Below are 10,890 nucleotides of genomic sequence, written 5' to 3' on the forward strand. Positions count from 1 at the left end.
TAATTAAAATTCCATTAATCTTAAAATATCATAGCCCTCTATTTTTTTACGACCCTTAAGTTCATTTAACTCGACTAAAAAGGCACAGCCAACTACGATACCACCTAATTGCTCTACTAATTCAATTGTTGCGGCAATTGTTCCACCGGTAGCAAGTAAATCATCACAAATAATTACTTTTTGGCCCGGTTTTATTGCATCTTTATGAATAGTTAAAATATCAGTGCCATACTCTAATCCATATTCAACTTCAATTGTTTCACGAGGTAATTTTCCTTTTTTACGCGCAGGAGCAAAGCCTATTCCTAACTCATAAGCAACCGGACATCCAATAATAAATCCACGGGCTTCAGGGCCAACTACCATTTCAGCTCCACGTTCTTTTGCATATGAAACAATTTGTCTTGTTGCTTCTTGATAGGCTGCGCCATCACCCATTAAAGGTGAAATATCTCTAAAGATAACACCTTCTTTTGGATAATCTGGTATGCTAGCAATATAATCTTTTAAATTCATTTGATTTCCTCCTGTTGCAAAATCCACTGTTTAATTTCTTTAATATCACTATACAAAAATAATTTCTCCATCTCAATTTTTTTCTGATAATTTTGATAGATTTTACTTTCTTGTAAGGGTTTATTCACCGGATTTTGGACTTTAGTCATCAGACCATCATCTATTGTAACAAATCCCAAGTCAAAAAACACGTTAATCATAAAAATTAATAGATTTTTATTTATTTTTAGATAAGCTGAAATTTCTTTTAGTTTATGCCTTATATCAATCGATTCTTGAGAAGCAATTAACTTGAATAATTGACCGAATTGTTCTCTTGAAGGAAGCCCTGTTAAGTAATGCTCTTGAATCACATTAACTTCAAAATAAATTCTTGCAACTTTTAATTGGCTAAATATTAATTTAGCTTTTGTCAGATCGTAAGGACAATCTACAATAACTACTTCGTCATAACCATTAATTATTTTCATAAAATCTTTATCTATTGAATCAACTAGATATGTATGCCCAGTCTTTTCAATTATCTTTGAGTATACTTTTTCTTCAAAGACTAGATAAGCAACATTATCTGTTTGAGGTTTAATTTCTAATTTTTTCTTGCCTCGAGCATCAAAAATTTGCCAGTCGGATATTGCATAGTCGGATAACATCACTTGTGGCTTTCTAAAACCATTCCACTCATTAATTGATAATTGTCCAACGACTTCAATTTCATCAGCATATTCAAACTCATGGAGTTCCATGCCTCGATTGAAAGCAATACAATCTACAGCCAGTTCTTTTTTATTTAATTGACATTTTAAATGAGCGTTGTCAGCACCAATTTGTTTTAAATTTTGCAATTTATCTGATTTAATTAAAAAGTATGGAGCTGGATTGTCTGTACCAAAGGGAGCTAACAATTTTAATCTTTCGATGAACTCAACATTAATTGTCTCTATAGAAAGAACACCATCGATCAACAGTTCCTCCTTTTCAGATGATGATATGCCTAAATCTTGAATTGCTTGATTTACTTTAGATTTTACTGAGACTAGTTGATCCTGATGGAACGTTACTCCCGCAGCCATATGATGACCACCAAAGCTTTCTAAATCAGATTTAGCTGAACTAAGTACTTGGAATAAATCTATACCTTGTACGCTTCTTCCAGATCCTTTTAAAAAACCAGTTGCTTCATCTAGATTTAATACAATGGTTGGTTTGTGTGTCTCTTGAACAATCCTGCTAGCTACAATCCCAAGTACTCCTTGATGCCAATTTTTATTAATTAAAAATAAAATTGAATCCTCTGTATTATTTTTTGCCATTTCAAGAGCTTCAGTTGTTATCTCTTTAACGATTGATTGTCTTTCAGTATTTTTTTGTTGAATAAATGTTGCGATATTAGCTGCCTCTACCTCGTCAAAAGTTGATAATAATTCTACACCAGGTGAAGCATCCCCTAATCTACCAATCGCATTCAATCTAGGTGCAATAGTAAAACCAACTGTCTCTTCTGTCGCCTCAAGCAAATCGACCTTAGAAACATCCGCAAGGGCATTTAATCCAACTCGTTCACTCTGCTTCATTATCTCTAACCCAATTTTTACTAGTGCACGATTTTCATCTGTTAAAGAAACCAAATCAGCAATCGTTCCAATGGCCACTAAATCTAAACTCTCAATAGGAATTTCACCTAGTAAAGCTGTCGCTACTTTAAACGCAACACCGACACCCGCTAAATCATTAAATGGATAATTACCTTGAGGATGCCTTGGATGAATCACAGAAAAAGCTTTAGGCAATTCTTCAGGTAATTCATGGTGATCTGTTATGATAACATCAATTCCTTTTGAGTTAGCATACTCTATCGCTTCATGACCACTAACGCCATTATCAACAGTCACAATTAATTGCACGCCCTCTTCTTCAATCATCCTTCTATAAACATCTATATTCGGGCCATAACCATCAGTAAATCGATTAGGTAAGTAGTAACTGACATTTCCCCCAATCAACTCAATTGCTTCTTTCATCACAGTTGTACTAGTTATACCATCGGCATCATAGTCTCCATAGACAAGAATAGTTTCTCCTGACTCTACAGCTTTTTGAATCCTTTCAACACTTTTCTCCATATCAAAAAGTAAAAAAGGATCATGGAAATTAGCCACTGTTGGCTTTAGATATGAATTTATATTATTAGGATCAGTCATTCCTCTTCTCCAAAGTAGTGGCGCTAATTCGGCATTAATTTTCAATTTATCTAATTCTGGAATTAGGGAATTAGACTGTTCTACATCTTCATTGAGATTCCATTTATATAGTGATTCTTTCAAGTTAACACTCCTGATCTTAGACTTTTTACAATAAAAAAAAGACCCCTGTCTCTTCACCCATTTTAGCACAAATTAGAATAAAGAGGAAACAGATACTCATCTCTATCTTGCCTCAAACCCTATGATTTGTTAAACTTTCTAATAGAAACATAAATTTAGGAGGCAATTATGAAAAAGAAATGGGTTTGGTTACTTTTGTTCTTGTTAGTTGTAGAAGTAGCTTTGGCAAGTTTCATCTTTATTAATCCGTTCAAAACGAAAGAAGTTGTAAAAAATACACCAGCTTCCTCAGAAATAACAACAACCACACAATCTGATACAACATCGTCAACTAAAGAAGATATAAAATGGATTGAAAGTGATACTGAGATAAATTTTCCAATCTTAATGTATCATAGTTTAACAGAACCAGAAGGTAATTCTTTAAAGGTTCCACCAATAGAATTTGAAGAGCACATGAAATGGTTGAAAGACAATGGTTACTATACCCTAACACCAGAAGAAGCCTATATCGTTCTCACAGAAAATAAAAAACCCGCTGAAAAAATTGTCTGGGTTACACTTGATGACGGCTATCTAAATAATTATACAGATGGTTTTCCTATCCTTAAAAAATTAGAGATAAATGCCACTATTAATTACATTACCTCAAAACTAGGATCAGCTAATTATTTTGATCTTGATCAAATGAAAGAAATGAGTCAAAGTAAATATGTTAATATTGAAAGTCACACTGTGTCTCATTTAGATTTGAATACTTTAGAAGATAATCACATCATCACAGAATTAAAAGATTCTAAATCATGGCTTGATAAGGAATTGAATCAAGAAACAGCTTTATTATGTTACCCAGCAGGGCGTTATGATGATCGAGTTAAAAAAATTGCGCAAGATGCAGGCTATAAAATGGCTGTCACAACTGAACCTGGTTATGCTAAAAAATCAGATGGCCTATTTGGTTTAAAAAGAGTTCGGATTTCACCAGGTTACACAGGAGAAGCCTTCGGTCAATTTATAACTTCATATGAATAAAAAAAGCGTTAATCACAAAATGTGATTAACGTTTTTCTATTTTAAAATTTTGAAAAGAGTCTAATTAACTTTAAATTCCACTTAACACTTTCTGCATAAAAAAAATTCCCACCATCTTTATATAACTTACCTCCATTATGAAGTAATGCAAATGGATGCTTATAAAAATAAGTTTCTTTTGTTTTATTCCCTAACAAAGGGGCTAAAATATCTCTCGAATATTTTTCAGAAATTTCTAAAGTATTTTTATTACCATGTTGTGCTACATAATCAATGTATTTCGAACCAAAATTATAAGCTTGAACTGCCGTCCACACATCACAATTTTGTCGATCAGCCTCTTTAACTACTTCAGCTAGATGCTCCACCCCTGATTCTATGCTCTCTTCACTTGTAAATATTCGATTTCTTGTACCATACTTACTTTCACTACTCTGCATTAAATCTACATGGTCACCTTTACTTTCAGTATAGATGATTGCTAAAATCACATCACTGTATTCTTCAATCCCATATTGTTTGGCTGCAGTTGTTACCTTTTCTTCCCAAACCATAACATTTTTGACTTGTTTTCTTAATATAAAGACTGTAACAATAGAGAGGACTAATAGCCCAAGTAATAAAGTAAATATAAATTTTTTAAAAAAAGGTCTTTTCTTTACTTTCAACTATTTATTGCTCCCTTTACTATTTTTTTACCCATGCATTATTTTGTCATAATTTATTACTCTAATCAAGTATAAAAAGAAAACTTAAGCCATAATTAAGGTATAAAAAAAGGCTAACTTTAAAGGTCAACCTTTCATATAATGAAGTGAAATAACTTTTACTTAAAATCTACTTTATTTTGCCATTCCTTAGATAAAAATTCTTCAGAATTTATTTTATAGGTTGGGCTAGATGTATCTTTTAAGAAACCTTGTAAATCTTGATCCATTTGCATCCAACCACGCCAACCTAAATGAATGGTGTCTTCCATAAAATAAGGTTCAGATCTTTTATCCGTATAATCATACACGTGATTAAATCCTTGTGATTTTAATTGATAATTGATTTTTTTACTAAACGTATCTAACATTTCTGTTGACAGGCCAGTATAATCTGACCATTTTTTATTGACAGGAGGGATCACAAACATTGCATCAATATTATTCTCAGCTAATTTATTTAAAACAAGTTGAAAATCTGAAAATTCTGGTGAAATAGTATAATCAAACTTAGTTTGCGAATTTTCTAATTTCCCCTTCATAGGACTAATTCTTTTTGTATAAAAAGAATTGGCAATTTCAAATGAGTTGTTACTAGTCCCTTTTTCCCCTGCTTTAAATGCCATTTCATCTAATTCTTTATAATCATATTCACTAGGTAATTTTTTTGTTTTGTCTGTAATTTTTTGACATTTTGAAGTGATTCCAATACGACTAAATAAACTATCTTCTTTTGAAAGAACTTCATAATTATACGCTGCTCGATTATAATTCATTGATGATATATTTTCACCAGATTTAATTTTTTTCATCATTAATTTCATCTGAGTATCAGTTCTAACACTTGAAAATTTTAACATACGTCTTGCTAAATATTGGTCATTTTCATCAACGTGATCTAAATCCATTAGCCATTGATTGACCTGTAATGGTGAATAAAAAAGTGAAAACATTGGATCACCCACACCATCTTTAACAAACCATTGTGGTGAGATAACAAAGACTACTTTTTTATTTTTTAATTCCTTTTCCATCGAATTCAACATAAAAAAGTGAGTTAAAGATTGAGTACCTGGAGCACCTAGTAGATATGGCTCGTAAGGTCGATCATATTTCTGAGCTAATACTGACGGGTGAAACGCATTTACGCGACTTAATTCTGATGAGCCAAAGAAAGGTAAGTATCTACCACTACCCATAGCTTCATTTTTTAAATCATTTCCTTTTAAAACATTTACTGCCATCGATGATGCCGAATTATGTACTGCTTTAGGCGAAGGTTTAGAAAACCATTTGATTGGGGAAAAGATAATCGCGCCAACAATAATTAACGCTACAAAAAGTGGCCCAATCGCAGTAAATAATTTTTTCTTAGAAATCATCCTTGTAAAGCTATGATTTGATTAATAATTTGTTGTGGTGTTCCCCATTCGCTTCTTTCATATTCTGAGACTGGTATTGTAATACCTAATTGCCCATCTACTTCTACAAGCATTTGAACAGTTGCCATTGAATCTAGTAACCCTTCATCATATAAATCTAAATCTAAAGTCCCACTTACGTCTTGACCTGTTAAATCTTCTAAAATTGCTAATACTGTTTCTTTAATATCCATTATTGTCATCTCCTATTATTATATATTGAATAATTGCTTAGCTAGTGTATCTAAGAATCCTGAGAAAATCAAGAAACTAAAACATACTGCATTAAACGTTAAAAATATTGCAAAAGCATTGGTCCATTTATTACTAGGTAATTGTTCTTTGTGTTTTTTCTTAAATCTCAACCATGCATCACACGTACAAATCAACAGAGCATGATATAGACCGTAAACAATATAATACCATGTTAAACCGTGCCACACACCCATGATTAAGAATAAAGCAAAGTAGCCGACGTTTGATGCCACAATTCTACTCTTAAATACTTTTTTCTTCATCAAGGTAAACATTAATCTCATGTAAACATAATCTCTAAACCAGAAAGAGAGGGACATGTGCCATCTGTTCCAGAATTCTTTGATGTTTGGACTTAAAAAGGGTTTGTTAAAGTTGATTGGTGTTTCATAACCAAGTAGATAACTTACCCCTACCGCAAACAAACTATAACCTGCAAAATCAAAGAATAAATACAAACTATAGACATACATATAACCTAATGTTCCAAGGAATACACCTTCTCTTGTCAAAGCAAAAGATTGGACTAAAGGTAATAAATGACTACCTAAAGCATAACCAATTAAAAATTTATATAAAAAGCCTAAGAAGATAAAATGAATCCCTTTACCTAGTAGCTCAGTATATTTTTCTTTTGACGGTGGATTATTTAAATCTTTTAAAAATCTTCGGTAACGGTCAATCGGTCCTGAAGAAATCGTTGGAAAGAAGAGTAAGAATTGAATATAGTGCTTAAGTTTGTAATCTTTAATAATGCCATCTCTAATTTCCATAATCACTTGAACAGATTTAAACGTTAAGTAAGAATAACCTAAGAAGTAAAATAGCAAGAATGATTTACTATCCGTCAGCGGTCCTACTTTTAAGATAATCATTGGGACAATACTTAAAAATACTGCTAGATAAAACCAAAAAGTACTATTAGCTTTCTGACGATATCTAAAGTAAATCCCCGTTAAAAGACATTGCCAGATAACATAACCAATCAAAGCATAGCCTTGTTTTAAATTAGGTCCTGCAAAACTAATCCACAGAAAGAAAACCGTTAACAGTGTTTGATACCAGTGCAACCTCTTGCCTCTTAAGGAATAAATAATTGAAGGAATAAATAAAACGGCAATTAATACAAAATAAAATGGTTTTTCATAAGGTGTTAAATAAGTAATAAACTGTGCTAATTTATCTATCATTTGTTTACCTCATTAATCAACGCTTTGCGATCAACCTTACCATTAGATGTTAATGGTAATTGATCCACATAAATGAAGCGTTGCGGAATCATATAGTCCATAACACTAGATTCTAATTCAGTTTTTAAAACTTTGGTTAGTTCTTTTTCTTCAAAATCACTTTCACACTCAAGAACCACATAAGCAATCAATTGTTGAACCTTATGATTTTTATTATATTTCGGTACAACACACGCATGTCTAATACGTGAATTCTCCATTAAATGATGATCAATGTCCCCTAATTCAATTCGGTAGCCATGCCATTTAATTTGGAAATCTAAGCGTCCTTTATAGTATAGCAGACCATCTTTAAGTAAGCCTGCGTCGCCTGTTTTATAAGCAGGTTTACCTTCATAAGAAAAGAAAGCTTCTTCTGTTTTTTCAATATTATTGAAGTAACCTGTGGAGACACCAGGGCCTTCGATAATAATTTCACCGATTTCTCCTTTTCGTTGAGCTTGCCCTTCATCATTTAAAATAATTAATCGTGTGTCTGACTTCACTCGACCTAAAGGTAATCTTTCGTTACTATCTAAAATGTCTTGTGTAATTTGAACACTTGTGATAGCAACAGTAGCTTCTGTTGGACCATACGTATTAAAAATTATCGCTTCTGGAAAGCGTTCCAATAATTTTTGAGCCACTCCATGAGGTAACTCTTCACCACAAAATTGGAAGTTTTCCAAACTAGGTAATTTTTCTCCAGTGAAATCTGGATTTAGTAAACAAATTTCAACAAGCGAAGGCGTTGATACCCACACGTTTAAATCCATTTTAGGAATACTACTAAACAGTAATGGAAAACTTTCTACCATATTTTTCTCCATTGGCACTAAAGTTCCTGCTGTTAGTAATGAAGGATATAAATCCATTACTGACAAGTCGAAAGAAAATGGTGCTTGGCATAAAAAACGTTGCCCTGTCTTTAGACTAAAATCTGACAACATCCACTCACAAAAACTTTCTAAATTATTATAAGTAATTTGAACGCCTTTTGGTTTTCCAGTTGTACCTGAAGTAAAGATTGTATAGTAAACATCTTCACCTGCTACCATATGTTTCAAGGAAGCTTTATCCCCTGAAATAGTCAATGTTTCATATTTTTCTAGGGTAATTACTTTATCAGAGATATTCAAAGGCCATTCACTTAAAGAAATGACACATGTTGCTTGTGACTCTTCTAAAATCATTTGAACACGGTCGACTGGCGTATGAGCATCTACTGGAATGTAACCATGACCCGATTTAGTACAAGCCAAGAAGCTAGTAACCATTTGGCTATTTTGTCCACCATAAACTAAAATATTATCTTTGTTTTGATAATTGTTTTCTAAGTAAAACGCAAGTGAATCAGATTGATTTTCTAAATCTGAATACGTAGGGCTTAGTGTCCCTTCGTCGAAAAAAATAGTTGCTGCTTTTTCATCAGACCATTTTTTGACTGTTTCTAAGATTATATTTTTCATCTATCAAATACCCCTTCTAGAATTGGTTGTAAATAAAGGATCCTCCGCCTACAGAACTATAATGATATAAATAGATTAAGCCTAACAATATAGTTGCATAAAGCGCTGTTTTTCCAACAAAAGATAACCAATATCTTGATTCTTCATTTTTAATTACTTTTTTCATTTCCATTTTTATTCATCCTCTCGCCTTAATCATAAGAAAATTATATATCAATTTTTTTTTATGTGAATCAAGCATATGTTGTAATTTTACCTACGACTTAAGACCTAGATAAAGTCATAATAGAAATATTCGTAATACAAAAGTAATATAATGTATTAATAACTTTATTGATAGTAATTTTGTTCAGATTAAACAGCCTATTTTCACATAACTAACAAAAATCTGATAAAAAAAAAGACTTGATTTCAAGTCTTTCACTGGGCTAGCTGGATTCGAACCAACGATGACGGAGTCAAAGTCCGTTGCCTTACCGCTTGGCTATAGCCCAATATTATAATAGGCGACTGATGGGAATCGAACCCACGCATGTCGGAACCACAATCCGATGTGTTAACCACTTCACCACAATCGCCATAATAATAATGGAGGGGGGCAGATTCGAACTGCCGAACCCAAAGGAGCGGATTTACAGTCCGCCGCGTTTAGCCACTTCGCTACCCCTCCATATAATGGCGCAAGACAGAATCGAACTGCCGACACACGGAGCTTCAATCCGTTGCTCTACCAACTGAGCTACTGCGCCTAAACTATCAAGCATAGTTTAGTAATGACCCGTACGGGAATCGAACCCGTGATACCGCCGTGAAAGGGCGGTGTCTTAACCGCTTGACCAACGGGCCTCTATATAATACCTAATTTACGGAAAGTAAGGGATTCGAACCCTTGAGACAGTTATTACCGCCTACATGATTTCCAATCATGCTCCTTCGGCCAACTCGGACAACTCTCCTGGGTCAAAACTTATTTTAAGTAAAAACTCCGGCAGTAGGACTCGAACCTACGACATCATGATTAACAGTCATGCGCTACTACCAACTGAGCTATGCCGGATTATTTAATTATTAATTTATCCTTACAGCATGTAAATAAAATTACAATACCGGCGGCCGGGGTCGAACCGGCACGCCCTAACGGGCACAGGATTTTGAGTCCAGCGCGTCTGCCAATTCCGCCACGCCGGCATAAGAATAAATAATAAAAGGCGGTAACCGGATTTGAACCGATGATAGAGGTGTTGCAGACCTCTGCCTTACCACTTGGCTATACCGCCGACAACTGGGCTAGCTGGATTCGAACCAACGATGACGGAGTCAAAGTCCGTTGCCTTACCGCTTGGCTATAGCCCAATATTATAATAGGCGACTGATGGGAATCGAACCCACGCATGTCGGAACCACAATCCGATGTGTTAACCACTTCACCACAATCGCCACAATAAAACAGGGGTAGTAGGAATCGAACCCACGCTGACGGTTTTGGAGACCGTAGTTCTACCGCTAAACTATACCCCTATAGTTTAAATAATATAATAATGGAGGGGGGCAGATTCGAACTGCCGAACCCAAAGGAGCGGATTTACAGTCCGCCGCGTTTAGCCACTTCGCTACCCCTCCATATAATGGCGCAAGACAGAATCGAACTGCCGACACACGGAGCTTCAATCCGTTGCTCTACCAACTGAGCTACTGCGCCTAAAACGGTCCCGACGGGATTTGAACCCGCGATCTCCTGCGTGACAGGCAGGCATGTTAACCCCTACACCACGGAACCAATTTAGATAATGGAGGTTAACGGGATCGAACCGCTGACCCCCTGCTTGTAAGGCAGGTGCTCTCCCAGCTGAGCTAAACCTCCATATAAATATGAATATTATATTACATGACCCGTACGGGAATCGAACCCGTGATACCGCCGTGAAAGGGCGGTGTCTTAA

The 10,890-nt window shown here is 34.5% G+C and carries 9 protein-coding genes and 16 tRNA genes; 1 reads left to right on the plus strand and 24 read right to left on the minus strand.

Annotated features, from left to right (window positions below; translation table 11 throughout):
* Window positions 1-3: 3 nt before the first annotated feature.
* Both FM121_RS07770 and recJ read right to left on the minus strand, forming a co-directional pair.
* The gene (locus FM121_RS07770) at window positions 4-516 is read right to left on the minus strand and encodes an adenine phosphoribosyltransferase (protein WP_086951603.1); all 513 of its coding nucleotides are present in this window, start codon (window positions 514-516) and stop codon (window positions 4-6) included.
* On the minus strand, window positions 513-2,837 hold the full coding sequence (recJ, locus tag FM121_RS07775; RefSeq protein ID WP_086951604.1) for a single-stranded-DNA-specific exonuclease RecJ: 2,325 nt from the start codon (window positions 2,835-2,837) through the stop codon (window positions 513-515). Before recJ ends, FM121_RS07770 begins: the two co-directional genes overlap by 4 nt.
* A gap of 168 nt (window positions 2,838-3,005) precedes the next feature.
* On the opposite strand from recJ, the gene FM121_RS07780 reads away from it, so the two are divergent.
* Window positions 3,006-3,869, plus strand: a complete 864-nt coding sequence (locus FM121_RS07780) for a polysaccharide deacetylase family protein (protein WP_086951605.1) — start codon at window positions 3,006-3,008, stop codon at window positions 3,867-3,869.
* Between the two features lie 41 nt (window positions 3,870-3,910).
* Here the strand turns inward: FM121_RS07780 and FM121_RS07785 are convergent, their stop codons facing one another.
* The 22 genes from FM121_RS07785 to FM121_RS07890 form a co-directional block, all read right to left on the minus strand.
* A complete protein-coding gene (locus FM121_RS07785; protein ID WP_256958429.1) occupies window positions 3,911-4,537 on the minus strand; it encodes a lysozyme family protein in 627 nt (208 codons plus the stop codon).
* A gap of 158 nt (window positions 4,538-4,695) precedes the next feature.
* Complete coding sequence (dltD, locus tag FM121_RS07790) at window positions 4,696-5,958, minus strand: D-alanyl-lipoteichoic acid biosynthesis protein DltD (protein ID WP_086951606.1); 1,263 nt, start codon at window positions 5,956-5,958, stop codon at window positions 4,696-4,698.
* Window positions 5,955-6,191, minus strand: a complete 237-nt coding sequence (dltC, locus tag FM121_RS07795; protein ID WP_086951607.1) for a D-alanine--poly(phosphoribitol) ligase subunit DltC — start codon at window positions 6,189-6,191, stop codon at window positions 5,955-5,957. Before dltC ends, dltD begins: the two co-directional genes overlap by 4 nt.
* A gap of 18 nt (window positions 6,192-6,209) precedes the next feature.
* Window positions 6,210-7,442: a D-alanyl-lipoteichoic acid biosynthesis protein DltB gene (gene dltB, locus FM121_RS07800; RefSeq protein WP_086951608.1), complete on the minus strand. Its 1,233-nt coding sequence runs from the start codon at window positions 7,440-7,442 to the stop codon at window positions 6,210-6,212.
* Window positions 7,439-8,950, minus strand: a complete 1,512-nt coding sequence (dltA, locus tag FM121_RS07805) for a D-alanine--poly(phosphoribitol) ligase subunit DltA (RefSeq protein ID WP_086951609.1) — start codon at window positions 8,948-8,950, stop codon at window positions 7,439-7,441. Before dltA ends, dltB begins: the two co-directional genes overlap by 4 nt.
* 16 nt (window positions 8,951-8,966) lie before the next feature.
* On the minus strand, window positions 8,967-9,116 hold the full coding sequence (locus tag FM121_RS07810) for a teichoic acid D-Ala incorporation-associated protein DltX (protein ID WP_086951625.1): 150 nt from the start codon (window positions 9,114-9,116) through the stop codon (window positions 8,967-8,969).
* Between the two features lie 257 nt (window positions 9,117-9,373).
* Window positions 9,374-9,444, minus strand: a tRNA-Gln gene (locus FM121_RS07815).
* 11 nt (window positions 9,445-9,455) lie between these two features.
* Window positions 9,456-9,528 (minus strand) — tRNA-His (locus FM121_RS07820).
* Window positions 9,529-9,539: 11 nt separating this feature from the next.
* Window positions 9,540-9,620 (minus strand) — tRNA-Tyr (locus tag FM121_RS07825).
* Between the two features lie 6 nt (window positions 9,621-9,626).
* Window positions 9,627-9,699 (minus strand) — tRNA-Phe (locus FM121_RS07830).
* A 25-nt stretch (window positions 9,700-9,724) separates the two neighbouring features.
* Window positions 9,725-9,796: transfer RNA gene (locus FM121_RS07835), tRNA-Glu, on the minus strand.
* Window positions 9,797-9,816: 20 nt separating this feature from the next.
* Window positions 9,817-9,906 (minus strand) — tRNA-Ser (locus FM121_RS07840).
* 27 nt (window positions 9,907-9,933) lie between these two features.
* A tRNA-Asn gene (locus tag FM121_RS07845) sits at window positions 9,934-10,007 on the minus strand.
* A gap of 47 nt (window positions 10,008-10,054) precedes the next feature.
* Window positions 10,055-10,138 (minus strand) — tRNA-Leu (locus FM121_RS07850).
* 18 nt (window positions 10,139-10,156) lie between these two features.
* Window positions 10,157-10,227 (minus strand) — tRNA-Cys (locus FM121_RS07855).
* A 5-nt stretch (window positions 10,228-10,232) separates the two neighbouring features.
* Window positions 10,233-10,303, minus strand: a tRNA-Gln gene (locus tag FM121_RS07860).
* 11 nt (window positions 10,304-10,314) lie between these two features.
* Window positions 10,315-10,387 (minus strand) — tRNA-His (locus tag FM121_RS07865).
* 10 nt (window positions 10,388-10,397) lie between these two features.
* Window positions 10,398-10,468: transfer RNA gene (locus tag FM121_RS07870), tRNA-Trp, on the minus strand.
* A gap of 21 nt (window positions 10,469-10,489) precedes the next feature.
* Window positions 10,490-10,570: transfer RNA gene (locus tag FM121_RS07875), tRNA-Tyr, on the minus strand.
* Window positions 10,571-10,576: 6 nt separating this feature from the next.
* Window positions 10,577-10,649: transfer RNA gene (locus FM121_RS07880), tRNA-Phe, on the minus strand.
* Between the two features lie 5 nt (window positions 10,650-10,654).
* Window positions 10,655-10,727 (minus strand) — tRNA-Asp (locus FM121_RS07885).
* 11 nt (window positions 10,728-10,738) lie between these two features.
* Window positions 10,739-10,811 (minus strand) — tRNA-Val (locus tag FM121_RS07890).
* Window positions 10,812-10,890: the final 79 nt, after the last annotated feature.

The sequence above is a fragment of the Vagococcus fluvialis bH819 genome (genome assembly GCF_900163795.1).
Taxonomy (GTDB): Bacteria; Bacillota; Bacilli; order Lactobacillales; family Vagococcaceae; genus Vagococcus; species Vagococcus fluvialis_A.

Coding starts and splice junctions, on each gene's coding strand:
- dltC (WP_086951607.1), bottom strand. CDS start 6,191: ATGGATATTAAAGAAACAGTATTAGCAATTTTAGAAGATTTAACAGGT.
- dltD (WP_086951606.1), bottom strand. CDS start 5,958: ATGATTTCTAAGAAAAAATTATTTACTGCGATTGGGCCACTTTTTGTA.
- FM121_RS07780 (WP_086951605.1), top strand. CDS start 3,006: ATGAAAAAGAAATGGGTTTGGTTACTTTTGTTCTTGTTAGTTGTAGAA.
- dltB (WP_086951608.1), bottom strand. CDS start 7,442: ATGATAGATAAATTAGCACAGTTTATTACTTATTTAACACCTTATGAA.
- dltA (WP_086951609.1), bottom strand. CDS start 8,950: ATGAAAAATATAATCTTAGAAACAGTCAAAAAATGGTCTGATGAAAAA.
- FM121_RS07810 (WP_086951625.1), bottom strand. CDS start 9,116: ATGAAAAAAGTAATTAAAAATGAAGAATCAAGATATTGGTTATCTTTT.
- FM121_RS07770 (WP_086951603.1), bottom strand. CDS start 516: ATGAATTTAAAAGATTATATTGCTAGCATACCAGATTATCCAAAAGAA.